Source organism: Rheinheimera hassiensis (assembly GCF_022436675.1).
Classification (GTDB): Bacteria; Pseudomonadota; Gammaproteobacteria; order Enterobacterales; family Alteromonadaceae; genus Alishewanella; species Alishewanella hassiensis.
Genome location: NZ_JAKUJZ010000005.1, coordinates 33,101 through 47,200, shown reverse-complemented (window position 1 = coordinate 47,200; position 14,100 = coordinate 33,101). Strand labels below are relative to the sequence as shown.

At 46.4% G+C, this 14,100-nt stretch carries 19 protein-coding genes; 10 read left to right on the top strand and 9 right to left on the bottom strand.

The window, feature by feature from the left end; genetic code table 11:
• Positions 1 to 354 precede the first annotated feature (354 nt).
• Complete coding sequence (locus MJX74_RS11410; RefSeq protein ID WP_240222978.1) at positions 355 to 579, bottom strand: hypothetical protein; 225 nt, start codon at positions 577 to 579, stop codon at positions 355 to 357.
• A gap of 81 nt (positions 580 to 660) precedes the next feature.
• The gene (locus tag MJX74_RS11405; RefSeq protein WP_240222977.1) at positions 661 to 1,098 is read right to left on the bottom strand and encodes an OsmC family protein; all 438 of its coding nucleotides are present in this window, start codon (positions 1,096 to 1,098) and stop codon (positions 661 to 663) included.
• A gap of 358 nt (positions 1,099 to 1,456) precedes the next feature.
• On the opposite strand from MJX74_RS11405, the gene MJX74_RS11400 reads away from it, so the two are divergent.
• The 4 genes from MJX74_RS11400 (at position 1,457) to MJX74_RS11385 (ending at position 4,138) form a co-directional block, all read left to right on the top strand.
• Positions 1,457 to 1,921 (top strand): hypothetical protein, encoded by a 465-nt coding sequence (locus tag MJX74_RS11400; protein WP_240222976.1) that lies wholly within the window; start codon positions 1,457 to 1,459, stop codon positions 1,919 to 1,921.
• A gap of 64 nt (positions 1,922 to 1,985) precedes the next feature.
• Positions 1,986 to 2,579: a class I SAM-dependent DNA methyltransferase gene (locus tag MJX74_RS11395; RefSeq protein ID WP_240222975.1), complete on the top strand. Its 594-nt coding sequence runs from the start codon at positions 1,986 to 1,988 to the stop codon at positions 2,577 to 2,579.
• Between the two features lie 133 nt (positions 2,580 to 2,712).
• Positions 2,713 to 2,985, top strand: a complete 273-nt coding sequence (locus MJX74_RS11390) for an alpha/beta fold hydrolase (RefSeq protein ID WP_240222974.1) — start codon at positions 2,713 to 2,715, stop codon at positions 2,983 to 2,985.
• 187 nt (positions 2,986 to 3,172) lie between these two features.
• Positions 3,173 to 4,138 (top strand): acyl-CoA desaturase, encoded by a 966-nt coding sequence (locus MJX74_RS11385; protein WP_240222973.1) that lies wholly within the window; start codon positions 3,173 to 3,175, stop codon positions 4,136 to 4,138.
• Positions 4,139 to 4,173: 35 nt separating this feature from the next.
• Here the strand turns inward: MJX74_RS11385 and MJX74_RS11380 are convergent, their stop codons facing one another.
• Entirely contained in the window at positions 4,174 to 4,506 is a 333-nt protein-coding gene (locus MJX74_RS11380) for a hypothetical protein (protein WP_240222972.1), read from the bottom strand.
• Between the two features lie 167 nt (positions 4,507 to 4,673).
• On the opposite strand from MJX74_RS11380, the gene MJX74_RS11375 reads away from it, so the two are divergent.
• Together MJX74_RS11375 and MJX74_RS11370 are read left to right on the top strand one after the other, a co-directional pair.
• On the top strand, positions 4,674 to 4,892 hold the full coding sequence (locus tag MJX74_RS11375; protein WP_240222971.1) for a DUF6500 family protein: 219 nt from the start codon (positions 4,674 to 4,676) through the stop codon (positions 4,890 to 4,892).
• A gap of 187 nt (positions 4,893 to 5,079) precedes the next feature.
• Positions 5,080 to 5,787, top strand: coding sequence for a DUF4386 domain-containing protein (locus tag MJX74_RS11370; RefSeq protein WP_240222970.1), 708 nt, complete (start codon positions 5,080 to 5,082; stop codon positions 5,785 to 5,787).
• A gap of 110 nt (positions 5,788 to 5,897) precedes the next feature.
• On the opposite strand, the gene acuI is transcribed toward MJX74_RS11370, so the two are convergent.
• Both acuI and acuR read right to left on the bottom strand, forming a co-directional pair.
• Complete coding sequence (gene acuI / locus MJX74_RS11365) at positions 5,898 to 6,884, bottom strand: acrylyl-CoA reductase (NADPH) (RefSeq protein ID WP_240222969.1); 987 nt, start codon at positions 6,882 to 6,884, stop codon at positions 5,898 to 5,900.
• A 43-nt stretch (positions 6,885 to 6,927) separates the two neighbouring features.
• A complete protein-coding gene (gene acuR / locus MJX74_RS11360; RefSeq protein ID WP_240222968.1) occupies positions 6,928 to 7,560 on the bottom strand; it encodes an acrylate utilization transcriptional regulator AcuR in 633 nt (210 codons plus the stop codon).
• 84 nt (positions 7,561 to 7,644) lie between these two features.
• Between acuR and MJX74_RS11355 the strand changes: the two genes are divergently transcribed.
• Positions 7,645 to 7,899: a helix-turn-helix transcriptional regulator gene (locus MJX74_RS11355; RefSeq protein WP_240222967.1), complete on the top strand. Its 255-nt coding sequence runs from the start codon at positions 7,645 to 7,647 to the stop codon at positions 7,897 to 7,899.
• Between the two features lie 114 nt (positions 7,900 to 8,013).
• Here the strand turns inward: MJX74_RS11355 and MJX74_RS11350 are convergent, their stop codons facing one another.
• Together MJX74_RS11350 and MJX74_RS11345 are read right to left on the bottom strand one after the other, a co-directional pair.
• Positions 8,014 to 8,262, bottom strand: coding sequence for a hypothetical protein (locus tag MJX74_RS11350; RefSeq protein ID WP_240222966.1), 249 nt, complete (start codon positions 8,260 to 8,262; stop codon positions 8,014 to 8,016).
• Positions 8,259 to 8,789: a hypothetical protein gene (locus tag MJX74_RS11345; protein ID WP_240222965.1), complete on the bottom strand. Its 531-nt coding sequence runs from the start codon at positions 8,787 to 8,789 to the stop codon at positions 8,259 to 8,261. The genes MJX74_RS11350 and MJX74_RS11345 overlap by 4 nt, the downstream gene beginning before the upstream one ends.
• A 621-nt stretch (positions 8,790 to 9,410) precedes the next feature.
• Between MJX74_RS11345 and MJX74_RS11340 the strand changes: the two genes are divergently transcribed.
• The 3 genes from MJX74_RS11340 to MJX74_RS22010 all read left to right on the top strand — a co-directional run bounded on the left by MJX74_RS11340 (position 9,411) and on the right by MJX74_RS22010 (position 11,952).
• The gene (locus tag MJX74_RS11340; RefSeq protein ID WP_240222964.1) at positions 9,411 to 10,289 is read left to right on the top strand and encodes an RES domain-containing protein; all 879 of its coding nucleotides are present in this window, start codon (positions 9,411 to 9,413) and stop codon (positions 10,287 to 10,289) included.
• A gap of 140 nt (positions 10,290 to 10,429) precedes the next feature.
• Positions 10,430 to 11,182 carry a hypothetical protein gene (locus tag MJX74_RS11335; protein WP_240222963.1) on the top strand — a complete coding sequence of 251 codons (753 nt, stop codon included), beginning with the start codon at positions 10,430 to 10,432 and terminating at the stop codon, positions 11,180 to 11,182.
• 251 nt (positions 11,183 to 11,433) lie between these two features.
• Positions 11,434 to 11,952 (top strand): nuclear transport factor 2 family protein, encoded by a 519-nt coding sequence (locus tag MJX74_RS22010; protein WP_476748535.1) that lies wholly within the window; start codon positions 11,434 to 11,436, stop codon positions 11,950 to 11,952.
• Positions 11,953 to 11,957: 5 nt separating this feature from the next.
• Here the strand turns inward: MJX74_RS22010 and rraA are convergent, their stop codons facing one another.
• Positions 11,958 to 12,440, bottom strand: coding sequence for a ribonuclease E activity regulator RraA (gene rraA / locus MJX74_RS11320; protein ID WP_240222962.1), 483 nt, complete (start codon positions 12,438 to 12,440; stop codon positions 11,958 to 11,960).
• A gap of 240 nt (positions 12,441 to 12,680) precedes the next feature.
• A complete protein-coding gene (locus MJX74_RS11315) occupies positions 12,681 to 14,093 on the bottom strand; it encodes an FAD-dependent oxidoreductase (protein ID WP_240222961.1) in 1,413 nt (470 codons plus the stop codon).
• Positions 14,094 to 14,100: the final 7 nt, after the last annotated feature.

Here is a 14,100-nt window from a genome sequence, read left to right as displayed (position 1 = left end):
GTTAACAACCTAAGTAAACACAACATCAGGCATGAGGGGAAACCTATTAATCCGAAAGAAAAGAAAACGGCCGGCTTTTACTGGTTACTGACACTGTTTATTGCCCTTACGTGGCTGGGCTGCGCAGTTATCTTTGCCGATCTTTGCCTCAGTTTTGGCGGGGGCAATAATAGTGGTTGCGTAAGCAGTTTTGATTATCCGGATGCTATCAGCATTAGCGCCATTGTCGGCGTAGTAGTGTTAATTCCGGCCTTTTGCATTACCGGGCTGGTGGCATTAGTCGTAACATTTTTTGGTTACCGGCAAAAAGTGTAGTGTCGCCATGCAACAGCCGGTAAAGCATTCGCTGAGCGGTTATGCAGATACAGGCACTGCTTCCAGCAAGGCTACAATAGTACTGTTATTGTTTAACCTTGCTAAATCAAGCAGGTAGCCTTTTTCCAGCGCTTGCATACTTTGGTTTGCCAACAGCTCTTTTACCCGCTGTTCTTCATTATTAACAATGGCGGTTTTCAGTGCCGCATAGTGCATAAAACTACGTGACTCTTCTTCAGGTTGTTCAGTTTGCTCAGATGTCATTAATCAGGCTCCATTGTATTTAAAGCGGCCCGTTTAACGCTATCAAAACGGGCCTTATTAGTTACCCCAAGATCTGCTTAATTAACTACCTTCAAACGAGGTAATATCTAAGGTAACGTCACAGGTTAGTAACCTGGAGATCGGGCAGTTTAGCTTGGCCTCTACCGCAGCTTTTTCAAAGTCTGCACCGCTCATACCCGGTACTTTGGCATCTAACCAGATTTCAGATTTTGAGATGGTAAAACCGTCACCTTCTTTTACCAGTGTAATAGCTACCTTAGATGCTAAACTGCCTTTACTAAAGCCGAGCTTTGCCAGGCCAAAAGATAATGCCATAGTAAAACACGATGCATGCGCTGCAGCGATTTGCTCTTCGGGGTTGGTGCCAGCTTTATCTTCAAACCGGGTATTAAAGCCATAAGGCTGATCCTTCAAAGCGCCCGATTCAGTAGAAACATGTCCTTTACCGTCTTTGCCAAGACCTTCATATTTTGCAGTAGCCCATTTAATAATAGCCATGTGGTGCTCCTTAGTTGTTAAGCGGTGTTGTCGACAACGCGAATAGTGTTCGCATGGTTAAGCTACCCATATAACAGCAAGAGCTGTTCCACACCGGCAAGAGCGCGCCAGCAGGGCGTTTTAGCAAAAACGACCTTTGCCCGGCCCTGTAAGGTATTCACGGTAGGGAGTAAAAATTGTAAAACTTGCAGGGGAAGCAACGCGCGGTTTTGTCACCAACACACAGAAACATGTTTTCATAGCTATTTGAAACTAAGTAGGAACAAGCGTAATGTCATACACATTGAATTTACAAAGGCAGGTTAACCGGTGATTAAATGCGGGGGACGCTGTCGAATAAGTGTTAAAGGATAGCGCTGTGAAATTTCTACTTTCGATGATTATTCTACTGAGCATGTCTGCAATTGCAGAAGGTAGCAAACCTCTTTCCGAAGCGGAGCTGAGGCAAAAAGCAGAGGCATTTATCCAGGCTAAGAACGCAAGACAGCAACCCGGAACTACCATTGCGGATATAGACCATTTCATTTCCTTCCTGGCGGATAAGTTTATAGATGAGCACATCAAGTTCAATGTCACCATTACTGATAAGGCTGAACTACGGGAGGGAATGATCTTAAAAATGGAGGATGAAGTATTTTTTAGTGAAATTAAAATTACTCAAATGATGGTTGGTCGTAATGTTGTGTTCGTGAAATATACCGAGCATGCCAAGGTTAAACCGGGTCATATGGATAAGGTAGTTGAGTACACCAGTAGCAATATTATGTCTTTGGAGTTTAATGATGATGGATTTATTAAACATATTCGCAGACATCATGGCTAGTTGCTGGCGTTACCAGCAAAGCCAGTCAACCGCACCGTATTGTTTTTAGCATTAAGGCTGTTAAATGGAACCATCTTTACTCGGGGCAAAATACGACAAAATTGCCAAGTGGTGGAATGACCAGCACATAGATTCTTCCTATGGTGTACAGCAACTAGAACGCGCTATCGCGTTTTCGGATTCCGGAGGAAAGGCTCTTGATGTCGGTTGTGGTGCCGGAGGCCGCTTCATTCGAATATTACAACAGCAAGGCTACATTGTTACTGGTGTGGATGTGTCAAAAGAAATGGTTAAGTTAGCCAGTGCTAATCATCCGGAACACACATTTGTGCAGCAAGATATTTGTATCTGGGAAACAGAAGCACAGTTTGATTTCATCATTGCCTGGGATAGTATTTTTCATTTGCCGTTAGCAATGCAGCAGCCGGTTATTACCAAGCTGTGCAAGCTGTTGGCGAAGGGTGGGATCTTGATATATACATTTGGCAATGCTGAGGGTGAACATACCGACCAATGGCGCAACGATACTTTTTATTACAGCTCTATTGGTATTAACGGGAATATACAAGTTCTGGCAAATAACGGTTTGTCGCTTTTGCATCTTGAGCTGGATCAGTATCCTCAGAAGCATGTATATATGATTGCCACCAAGCCTTAACAAGGGTAAGCACCCAGCTCAAACTTTCGCTGCGTTTCAATACGCTATAACTTCAGGAAGAGCTATTGACCAGCAAGCTGCATGTAATACCGGGCACTATGTGCAATGATAAGTTGTGGGCGCTGGAGTAGCAATGGATCGCGATTTAGGTGAGGCCGAATTTATCAGTCAGTATCAATACACCTCAAACCGGATAGATTTATCTGCCAGGGTAAAGGAGCTGCCGGTACCTAGTTGTTTTTACTACAGCACTGATGACAGCTTAGTAAATGCCGCGCGGCTTAATGAAATGAGTAAGGCCAACGCCAAACTGTCAGTTATCAGCACCCCGGGCTGCGGCCATATGCTGCCACTGGAAAAAACGCGCGAGTTAGCACAATACCTGAATGATTGGGCACAGTTATAAACAGTAGCGAGGGCATGTTAGCCGCTGTTTTTTTTACTGCTCTGCAGAACCAGCCGGATTTTTATCAGTAACGGCAGTGTATTGCGTTTTGAGCGTTGCGCACTCATGCGATGTTAGGCATGCTTATTCAGATACTTAAATACAGAACCCGGTTATATGACAAAAGGAATATTTTCTCTGGAGAGCCATGTTAAACACCGAAAGAGTTAAAGCAAATGCAAATACAGATGCTTATGTTGGGAAGGTAACGTGGAGCCCCGGTAAGTCTTTGTGGTTTATTGCCAATTTGTTTGCGGCTGTGCTTGTGGCGCCCTTTGTAGTAACGCTTTCGTCGGTTGGCATATTTGTAGTGCTGACCGCAATCACATTGTGCTTTGGTCACTCGCTTGGCATGCACAGACTTCTGATCCACAGATCGTACGAATGCCCTAAATGGATGGAGTATCTGTTTGTATACCTTGGAACCCTGGTAGGTATGGCCGGGCCAATTGGCATGATCAAACAACATGACTTGCGGGATTGGGCGCAGCGCCAAAGCCGCTGCCATGATTACCTCTTACATGGCTCCGGAATGTTAAAGGATGCTTGGTGGCAACTAAACTGCGACCTGCTGTTAGCAAACGGGCCTGAATTTAATATCGAAGAAGACATTCTTTCTAACCGGTTTTACCGGTTTATTGAAAAAACATGGCTGCTGCAACAACTGGTTGTTGCCGTACCGCTGTATTGGATCGGTGGCTTGAGCTGGCTGGTTTGGGGTATGTCTGTGCGTATAGTGGTATCAGTAGGTGGCCATTGGCTAATAGGCTATTTCGCGCACAATGATGGCGAACGCACCTGGCGGGTCGAAGGTGCTGCTGTTCAGGGGCATAATATTCGTCTGGCTGGCCTGCTTTCTATGGGGGAAGCCTGGCACAATAATCATCATGCCTTCCCAGGCTCAGCAATGCTCGGGCTTTATACCGATGAGCCGGATCCTGGTTGGTGGGTGTTAAATGCTCTGCATAACTTAGGTCTTGTTAAGAATATTCGCTTGCCAAAACAGTTGCCTGCACGGTCAGAGTTAGTTACCGAAGCTACCAATCTGGACTGCCGGATAGAGCGGGTGCCGGAAGATTGCGAGATCGCAAAGTTTATCAGAAAAGACAGGTAGTAAAGCCAGATGCAGTAGCTTGAAGCCGCACAGGCTTAAGCGATAAGGCTATAAATCGCTACAGCTATGGCAATAACCGAGACAATACTGCTGCCCAGCACCATTGTTTTGTATGTGGCAACCTGACGCTGTGCTTCTACTGATGCTTCTTCGGCAGAGCTGATAACCTTTTGCAATTGCTCGGCAATAATATGCAGTGACTGCGCATTTTTGGTTACCGCATCCTGTAACTCTGTAATTTGCTGCGCCACCACCAGGTCTGATTTGGCCACTTCAGATTTAGAGGTAAAAGCCGGGATAGCACTAGTGGCTATTGTTGTCAGATAGGGAGCAAGCGCTTTGATAAGTGGAATAAATTGTATTGCCATAAGTTCTCCGGTTAAACGTAAAAGGCTAAGCTTGCCGCCAGGTTAAACGCTAAATACTGCTCTGTAGCCAAAATAGCCGCTATTGTTTGTTTCAGCAATCCTTTAACCTGTGCCGTTGTTGCCAGGCGCAGCTTGTATTCAAAAATAACCTCAGGAATTACCAGCCGATGCGCGAAGCATTAAGACAAAAAATCATTAGCGTGTGTGACACCAAAATACACGCCAAAGGCGAAACGGTAGGGCTGTCGTTTTACGCCTTTTTTGCCAATAAAAATGACGACCCCGCGCTGCTGATGGAAGCTGCAACCTGGTGGATCCAAACCCACCGCTTAGATCATTTCGAAAAAGCGCAGAAAATAAAGCAGATGATGCAAGATGGCCTGTGAGCCGTTACGCCCTTTTTTATTCTCCGCCTGGCTGGCGGCAACAGGCCGGGTATGCCGCATGATATTTCTACAGACATCAGTTGTAACAATAACCTTGTAGGCAAAAGCCATTTTTCGGAGCAGCATCTTAGCGGCAGAAGCTGCTGTGGCAGCGTTAAACCAGGTTATAAACAAGGACAGGTGAATCATGGTGTCAGTCAGTGCCGCGGTGTCGCAGGGCTATGTGCGTTTTGCCGGCTGCTGTTATTTATTGATAATCGGTTTAGGCTTGTATGCAGAAACCCTGGTGCGTGGCAGCCTGGTAGCTGCGGGCGATGCCGCCACTACCGCCGTGCAAATTGGTGCGGCCCAGACATTCTGGCGCAGCGGCATCGTCGCCGACTTATGTATGCAGCTGTTAGACATTCCGATCATCGTACTGTTTTATCTGTTATTTAAGCGGGTAAATGCCGCGCTTAACCTCACCGCCACCGGTTTTAACCTTATTCAAACCGCCATGCTGGTCGCCAATAAATTAACCCTAATGCTGCCACTGCTGCTGGCTGGCAGTGGCGTGTATTTAACCGTGTTTTCTGCAGAGCAACGCGACGCCTTAGCTTATGTGGCGATACAGCTGCACGGCTACGGTTTCGCCATTGGCTTACTGTTTTTTGCGCTGGCCTGTATTATCCGCGGCTATCTGATTATTAAATCGCAGCTGTTCCCTAAAATACTCGGCCTGATGTTGGGCCTGGCCGGTGTCTGTTATCTGATCAATACCCTGGCGTTGCTATTGGCGCCCGTTGTAGCCAATACGTTGTTCCCGTGGATCATGCTGCCGGTGTTGGTTGGGGAGTTATCGCTTAGCTTGTGGATGATAGTAAAAGGCGCAAACGTTAAAGGGCAGGCACAATGAGCGTTTACCGGGTTTCACTGCAGAATAAACAGGGGCAGATAGAAATTAAACCTTAAAACTTTCAGTTGTTTAATTTTGACCTGACCCTAATTATTATTTAACTACTCATCTCAAAGCTGATTAACATTAACCACTATACGCCCGCGCACCTGGCCGTCGAGTAAACGCTGTGCGGTATCACATACCTGCGCTAAGCCTATTTCGGTGGCCACGTTTTCCAGCGTGTTGGCGTCCAGCACTTTGGCCAATCTATCCCAGGCTTCGATACGGTCTTTAAGCGGGCGCATCACACTGTCGATACCGGCTAAAGTGATACCGCGCAAGATAAACGGTGCTACCGTGCCCGGTAAATCCATACCCTGAGCCAGGCCACAGGCCGCCACTATGCCGCCGTACTTAGTACTGGCACAGGCATTAACCAAAGTATGGCTGCCGACAGAATCTACTACACCGGCCCAGCGCTCTTTGGCCAGCGGGCGGCCGGGGTCAGAAAGTGTATGCCGGTCAATAATCTCGCTGGCGCCAAGCGCTGTTAAATAGTCAGCTTCTGCCACCCGACCGGTGGCGGCGACAACGTTGTAGCCCAGCTTGGCCAGTATAGCGATAGCGTAGCTGCCAACCCCTCCATTGGCACCGGTAACCAGGATCTCGCCCGAGTCCGGCACAACTCCATGCTTTTGCAGCGCCATCACACACAGCATAGCGGTGTAGCCTGCGGTGCCAATTGCCATCGCTTGTTTGGCTGATAGTGCCTTGGGCAGTGCAATTAACCAGTCACTTTTTAGCTGTGCCTTTTGCGCCAGACCGCCGCAATGCGCTTCGCCAACACCAAAGCCGTTTAGCAGTACTTCGTCACCGGGCTTAAACTTGCCAGAGACGCAGCTTATTACTGTGCCGGCTAAATCAATGCCGGGGATCAGCGGGAATTTACGCACCACCGGTGATTTACCGCTAATAGCCAGCGCATCTTTATAATTCAGAGTGCTGTAAGCCACGTTAATCAGCGTATCGCCGTCCATCAGTACGGTATCGTCTAAATCTTTAAGCGCGGCACGATAACCGTTCTCGTCTTTTTCAATTAATACGCCTTTAAACATATCGCCTCCCCAATAGACCTGACGCCTATTTATTAAGAAAAATTTACTTGCCAAAACCCTGAATAAACAGCGCCAGATAGCGATCTAACGGTTTTGTACTTTGCTCCAGTCGCGACCGGCTTACCGCGCCCTCCCAGCCAATCCAGAAAAACTCCGCTAACGCATCGCAATCAGCCGCTGGCGCTAACTCACCGGCCAGCTGTGCTTCGCGCAGGCAAGCAGCAATGCGCTGCTGCCAGCTTTTAAAGATGGCTATCAGCACCGGGCGAAAGCTTTCGGGTAATACATCTACTTCCTGGCCTAAATTGCCCACCAGACAGCCGCGCTTAAACTGATGCCGGGCAATGCCATGCCTGGCATCATCGACAAAATTACGTATCCGCTGCAGCGGCGAAAAGCTGTTATCCAGCAAACAGCTATCCAGCTTGCTGGCAAAGTAGTTGGCGTAGCTATCAAGCACGGCATGGCCAAAGGCTTCTTTACTGTTAAAGTAAAAATAAAACGAGCCTTTAGGCACCCCGACGTTTTTCAGTATCTTGTCTAAGCCCGAGGCGGTAAAACCGATTTCGGTTAAATGCTCAAGCCCGCTTCTAATCAGCTCGGCGCGGATATCCCGCTGTTGTGCCACTGATTTTGGCGGCCGGCCTCTGCGTGGTGTGGTAATAAATTTAGTCATGCAAAAATAATAGACCGATCGTCTATAAAGGCAAATTAGACAAAGGTCGAAGCTGTTTTGGGGGGATATACAAAGCAGGGTGTTATGAGGCAAAAGGCAAGACCTGACCCCAAGCCCCTAGTGCAGCGTAAAAACCTGACTGCAGCCGACGCAGCCCGTGATCTTAATGTAGCCAAATCCACCATTACCCGTTTTATCAACGGCGAAAGTGAGTTAAGCATTGACCTGGCAACCAAGATAAAGCGGGTTTATAACGCGCCGGTAGAGGTGTTTTTTAAAATTGACGCCCAGTACAAAGCCTATGTTGTTGCGCAGAATATTGCCAAATCAGTGGCTTAAATTACGGCTATTAGGTACTCGAAAGGGGCGGTAAGCCCCTTTTTCTCATCTTTGCTGTGAGCGTAAGACTAACTTTTAAAGTTTTGAAAGTTATAGTTTTTTTAACAATGGCTGTTAAGACTTCTTTTTGCCGGTGTTGTCGACCACAATTTTTACCCGTTCATGCTGCATATATTCTTCCGGTTCGTCAGGAAAAGCTTCAGCATCGGTTTGGGTTAGATTTTCCGGTCTGCCAGACGATATACCTAACTGATCCAGTTCAGGCGCATTCTCCATTTTTTTGAAGTCTTCGCGAATTTTTTCACGCAGCCATAGATCAAATTCTGGCGTGCCCGGCTTTGGTCTGTCGGTATGTTTTTTCATGCTAAATCCATAGTGCAATAATCACTTTTGCCACCAACATAAGTAAATCCCAGTGACTCATAATGTGAACGCACTTTACTGTTAATCGGGTTCATAATTCTGATTTGGCTTGCACCAATCATACGAGCATAGGCTCGGGCCGCTGTGACCGTTAAGTTTACGGTATTTCCGCTTAGAGGGGTTCTTTCCGGCGAAGATTCAATCATATCTAGTCGCAATTTACCTGCACCCCAGGTTGGTCGGCCCAAAGATACACTGCACAGCATGCTATGAAACCAGATTGTCAGTTCAAACCGCTTGGGGTAAATCGAGGCGTAACGGCTTGCCCATGCCGGCCACGACCACATTACCCGGCGATCAGGATGCGCTTCCCAGCGGGATAACTGCGCCATAGCGCGGCCGTTAATATCATCAAAAGTAACCGAGTCGCGATACCGTACCGGTAATTCCTCAGTGATCAATATCCGGCTTTGCTCTCTTAACTGAGCGTAAGTGCGATCAGCACGTTGGTGGCTTGGTTGTTTCATTTTTCATCCTTGTAAATAAAAGTTAAAAAATAGTAACTATTTTGACTGTGGTGAGCAAGCAGAAAAATAGCTTTATAACCGAGTTGTGGTTACTTAATAAACTGGGATTACACGGAGTAGAAAATTCTTTTCTTATTGAAGCAGGTTTTAATCAACGTCAGAAGAAACGTTTAGCGCAAAAAATAACCAAAATACGGCAATATCAGCATTAAATCATCAGTTCGTTGATTTTATCCAAAGCTAAAATGGCAGTATGGCTTCAGCGTTTATCGCTGGTTGCTGTCAAGCACATCGAAGCGATTCAAGAACTTGGCTGATTTAAATACTTGACGGTGTATGAGTTACAGGTAAAAGTGGCAGCTGTTTTAGGGCTAGTCTGACAATACAAAGTTTTGGGTGGCAAAAACAAGACTTGACCCCCGAAGTTTTTGAAGTTGCAACGCGGGAAGTCCAGGGTTCAAATTCCCCAGAATCAGTGTCCACATAAATCAGAATGCGCACTTAACCGTACGCGTGGGTTTGGTTACTCTATTGATTCCGAAAGGTTAATAGGTGACCTCAATGGCTTGCGGGGGCAAAAGCAAGAACTGCTCCTGAAATCTTAAACTTAGGCTTATAAATATGCATTCTATTCAAGAACTTTACAAAAAAGCTGAATTATTACGAAGCATTGACTTAGAAACTGCTGATGTGATTTCTCTTGAAAAGCAATTAACTGATTTTACATATAATCACACAGAAGCCGCAATACCTAGAACGTGGGAACAAACTTGGTATCGCGCTAGGCCATGTGAAAATGAAAAGAAATTTAATAATTTACACGAAATAATTTATCCTAAAGGTGGCAGTGATAAATTTGGTAGAGCTCAACTTCCTCAATCTGAAGTTCTATATGCAAGCTGGAATTTGCCTACTGCCCTAGAAGAAATAAACGCAAAGAGAGGTGACCTAGTTCAGCTAATTACTCTTCGTGCCAGAAGTTATTCAAAGATTATATGCGGTCTTGTAGGTCAACTGCAGTACTATTATACTACGGGTCGAACGCTTTTACGCACAGGTCCAGCGGTAAAGCAGATTGAAGACATTTCTAATTCTCCAGAATGGTTACAAAAGTTATTTATAGATTCTTTTATTGCCGACGCCTTTAGAAAGAAAGTTGAAAATAACTATGAATATAAAATTTCTGCAATTTATGCTGAGAAGTTACATAAAGCAGGTGGCGGCTTGATTTTCCCCAGCGTTAAACACGCCGGAGCTATGAATATTGCAATACCATCCCATACTTTTGATGCTAAGTGTGAAGTTCTGGATACTCACTTAATACGAATAGTGAACTATTTTGGGTACGGTATTTATGGCTATAAGTGTATTGGTTACTCAAGTGTATTTAGAGCTAATGGCGATATAGAATGGATTTCTAAACGGCAATTAGTTCAAACTTTAGGTCAACACAATAATGCAATTTACCACCCCCTCCATATGGGCTGGAGAATAAAGTAACCTCGAATAAGTCGTCGAAAAAAAGGGGCGGAGATGATTAAAAGTATTTTTTCGCTAATCTACCATTTTTCAGTGGTTTTTGTGAACAATTGTGATTGTTAGCTCCGCTATATTTTTCTTTTCCCAAGGAGAAAAAATTTATGAAAAATTTTATTTTTTGCCTATTTATATTTTCTTTCAGTTGTTTCGGTTCGGATGTTAATGAGGCATACACTAATTTGGGGATTGACCAAACGGGACGCGATTGGAGTATTGAAGATTACAAATTATTTGATGTTGCAATTAAAAGTAAACAATTTCCGTTGCCAGTAGCAAATTCAAGTGATTCTGGCATGGTTTTCAAGTCGTTAACTTCTGAAGGTAATTTGATATTATACAGAAATAGTAAAATGACCAACAAAGAGGCGGCCCAGTATGCTGCTGGTGTCAATAGGATAGTTAATAATATTATTCAGGCTTATTATGGTGCTCACATTAGTAAAGTTGCTGATTATGAGTCGGAAATTGCGATTTTAATGTCTTATATGGCTAAAATTACGGCTGACATTTTCCAATATACAAACAAATACATCCAGTCTATAAAATCAGATGGAATTAATCAGTCCATAAGAGATGGCTTTGTAATGATCACGAATGGATTTGAAAGGATATTAAATGGCCTGCTGGTTTCTATTGGGGAAGATATCTATTCTACTGATAGTAGGGTAATTATGTCAAAGGCAGTGGATGATAATGTTGGGTTGTTGATTCATTATATGTCGGATTATGAGAGGTGTGAGTTGATAAACGAAATAATGTTGAAAATCAAACTTAACAATAATAAATATATTACTGGAAACCTTAACAATGCAGTTGAAAAGCTTAGAGGGAAAAGGGAGCTGGGCTGTAACTGAAAAGGCGTGGAAAATAAACGGGGTTCGACAACTCAAGGTAGGTTTAGCTAATCAAATATTTTTCGGTGACTGCAGATAAGCCTCGGTGTCAGGTCTTACCTTTTACCTTTTACCTTTTACCTTTGCTGTGCAGGCGTAGGCGTTCATATCAAAGTCTTGGTACTATTAGCAGCGTAAGCAACCTGGCTTTGGGGTAACTCCACCCTGGCTAGTATTGAGTGTTAGACCGGCTTTAGCGGAGATTTTAAAAAGTGCATAGCGATACCGTTAAACAACAATTAATTCAACTTGAACAACTACTGGTACAGCCCGCCACCCGGTTATCAGCTGAGATGCTAAACCGCCATCTGGCCGATGATTTTTATGAGATTGCCGCTACCGGCCGCTGTTTTGGTAAAGCCGATGTGCTTGAGCGCCTGCCAACTGAAACGCCACCAGTGATTACTCAGCAAGATTTTAACTGCCGTGTGTTAGCCGATGGCCTGGCACAGCTGACTTACCGCGCAACGATACAGCGCGCAGAAAGCGATAGCCTAAGTTATTCGGTGCGAAGCTCTATCTGGCGCTTTGATGGTGAGAAATGGCAGATGGTTTTTCATCAAGGCACCGCCTGCGAGTCATTTGATGTGGCCGAGTATGAAGCCATGCAGGAAAAGATTGAACTGCTGGAAGAGTTACGCATGGCCGAATCGCAGCTGGCGGCAGGCGCGGGTGTTAGTAATAACGATGCAAGGGCGCAGGTGTTGGCGCGTATTAACGCGTTAAAGTAATCACGTTACACCAACTGCTTAGTCGCTACCAATACGCCATTATTATCGGCATACACAAACTGGCCGGGGATAAAATCTACTCCGGCAAAGGTCACCGTCAGGTTGATATCGCCTAAATCCCGTTTATCGGTTTTCATCGGGTGTATACCCAGTGCCTGCACGCCGAGTGCGGTTTGGCGTATTTCGTCTATATCACGAATACAGCCGTTGATAATAATGCCTTCCCAGCCATTTGCTGCCGCTTGTTCGGCCAGCATATCGCCCAGCAGTGCATGGCGTTTTGAGCCGCCGCCGTCTACCACCAACACCTTACCCTGGCCCGGTGTGGCTACCAGCTGTTTTACTTTGGAGTTATCTTCAAAGCATTTTACCGTAACAATTTGCCCGCCAAAGGCGGCTTTGCCACCGTAGTTGGTAAAGATCGGTTCAGTTACGCGGATATAAGCCGCATGGGCGTCGCATAAATCGGGTAGGGTAAATGGGGGCACTGTTCGACTCCTTTTTGTTCGTGGAGCGGATGGTTTGGGTTTTAGGCTCGAACCGGTTTGCCCACGCCAACACGCCGTGAACCCATCCCTGGGGGCTCGTCTATGCCCGTCCGGGGCATAGACGGTTGGCTTAGGGCAAACCTAATCTCGCTTACAAAGTTATCTGCTGCGGATGGTAACAGCCGGTTCGGGCATTTCGCCTAAACCGGCAGTTTAATCCCGCTGTTTATACTTCCAACCTTATACTTCTAAATAGTCCAGTATGCCTTCGGCCGCTTTACGGCCCTGGGCGATAGCGGTTACTACCAAGTCTGAGCCTAATACCATATCGCCGCCGGCAAAGATTTTATGCTCGTTGGTTTGCATAGCAAAGGTACTCTTTTCACTGGCGATAACGCGGCCTTTATTGTCCAGCTCTACACCCATATCCACCAACCATTGCGGCGGGCTGGGCTGGAAGCCAAAAGCAATAACCACGGCATCGGCAGCCAGTACCTGCTCGGAGCCTGGTACCGGCTGCGGGCTTCTGCGGCCTTTGGCATCAGGTGCGCCCATCTCGGTAGTCACTACCTTAACGCCGCACACCTTGCCGCTGCTGTCTACTTCGATACCCAGCGGTTGCAGGTTAAACAAAAACTCCACGCCTTCTTCACGCGCGTTTTGTACTTCTTTACGTGAGCCCGGCATATTGGCTTCGTCGCGCCGGTAGGCGCAGCTTACCTTGGTGGCGCCCTGGCGAATGGAGGTGCGTACGCAGTCCATTGCTGTGTCGCCACCGCCTAATACCACTACGGTTTTGTCTTTTAAGCTGACATACGGGTGTTCGGTTTGCCAGCCCATCAGGTTATTGATATTACCAATTAAAAACGGCAGGGCTTCATATACGCCCGGCGCGTCTTCATTGGTTAAGCCGCCTTTCATTGGCGTATAAGTACCCAGGGCTAAAAACACCGCATCGTATTCGCTTAGCAGGCTGTCAAAGCTGACATCAACGCCGACATTGGTGTTTAAGCGAAACTCGATGCCCATATCGGTGAAAATTTCACGGCGCAGGCTTAGCACGCTTTTTTCCAACTTAAACGGTGGTATACCAAAGGTTAGCAGGCCGCCGATTTCCGGGTAGCGGTCAAACACTACAGGCGTTACGCCGTTGCGCACCAGTACGTCGGCACAGGCTAAACCGGCCGGGCCGGCACCGATTACCGCGACGCGGCGTTCGGTTTTAACCACGGCGGAAAGGTCCGGCCGCCAGCCCATTTCAAAGGCTTTGTCGGTAATGTATTTTTCAATACTGCCGATGGTAACGGCGCCAAAACCTTCGTCCAGTGTACAGGCGCCTTCGCATAAGCGGTCTTGCGGGCACACCCGGCCGCATACTTCAGGCAGGCTGTTGGTTTTGTGCGCCAGCTCGGCGGCTTCAATAATTTTGCCTTCGTTGGCCAGCTTTAACCACTGCGGAATATAGTTGTGCACCGGGCACTTCCATTCGCAGTAAGGGTTGCCGCAATCGAGGCAGCGATCAGCCTGGCCTTCTACCTGGGTATTGGTCATCGGCTGATAAATTTCAACGAACTCTATAGTGCGTTCGCTGTGTGAGCGTTTTGGCGGATCAATCCGTTTTACGTCAATAAACTGGTATACATTCTGTGCCATAACGCCT

Bases quoted from the DNA above. Each gene is read 5' to 3' on its own strand.
- MJX74_RS11410 (WP_240222978.1), bottom strand. From the start codon at position 579: ATGACATCTGAGCAAACTGAACAACCTGAAGAAGAGTCACGTAGTTTT.
- MJX74_RS11405 (WP_240222977.1), bottom strand. From the start codon at position 1,098: ATGGCTATTATTAAATGGGCTACTGCAAAATATGAAGGTCTTGGCAAA.
- MJX74_RS11395 (WP_240222975.1), top strand. From the start codon at position 1,986: ATGGAACCATCTTTACTCGGGGCAAAATACGACAAAATTGCCAAGTGG.
- MJX74_RS11390 (WP_240222974.1), top strand. From the start codon at position 2,713: ATGGATCGCGATTTAGGTGAGGCCGAATTTATCAGTCAGTATCAATAC.
- MJX74_RS11385 (WP_240222973.1), top strand. From the start codon at position 3,173: ATGTTAAACACCGAAAGAGTTAAAGCAAATGCAAATACAGATGCTTAT.
- MJX74_RS11380 (WP_240222972.1), bottom strand. From the start codon at position 4,506: ATGGCAATACAATTTATTCCACTTATCAAAGCGCTTGCTCCCTATCTG.
- MJX74_RS11375 (WP_240222971.1), top strand. From the start codon at position 4,674: ATGCGCGAAGCATTAAGACAAAAAATCATTAGCGTGTGTGACACCAAA.
- MJX74_RS11370 (WP_240222970.1), top strand. From the start codon at position 5,080: ATGGTGTCAGTCAGTGCCGCGGTGTCGCAGGGCTATGTGCGTTTTGCC.
- acuI (WP_240222969.1), bottom strand. From the start codon at position 6,884: ATGTTTAAAGGCGTATTAATTGAAAAAGACGAGAACGGTTATCGTGCC.
- acuR (WP_240222968.1), bottom strand. From the start codon at position 7,560: ATGACTAAATTTATTACCACACCACGCAGAGGCCGGCCGCCAAAATCA.
- MJX74_RS11355 (WP_240222967.1), top strand. From the start codon at position 7,645: ATGAGGCAAAAGGCAAGACCTGACCCCAAGCCCCTAGTGCAGCGTAAA.
- MJX74_RS11350 (WP_240222966.1), bottom strand. From the start codon at position 8,262: ATGAAAAAACATACCGACAGACCAAAGCCGGGCACGCCAGAATTTGAT.
- MJX74_RS11345 (WP_240222965.1), bottom strand. From the start codon at position 8,789: ATGAAACAACCAAGCCACCAACGTGCTGATCGCACTTACGCTCAGTTA.
- MJX74_RS11340 (WP_240222964.1), top strand. From the start codon at position 9,411: ATGCATTCTATTCAAGAACTTTACAAAAAAGCTGAATTATTACGAAGC.
- MJX74_RS11335 (WP_240222963.1), top strand. From the start codon at position 10,430: ATGAAAAATTTTATTTTTTGCCTATTTATATTTTCTTTCAGTTGTTTC.
- MJX74_RS11315 (WP_240222961.1), bottom strand. From the start codon at position 14,093: ATGGCACAGAATGTATACCAGTTTATTGACGTAAAACGGATTGATCCG.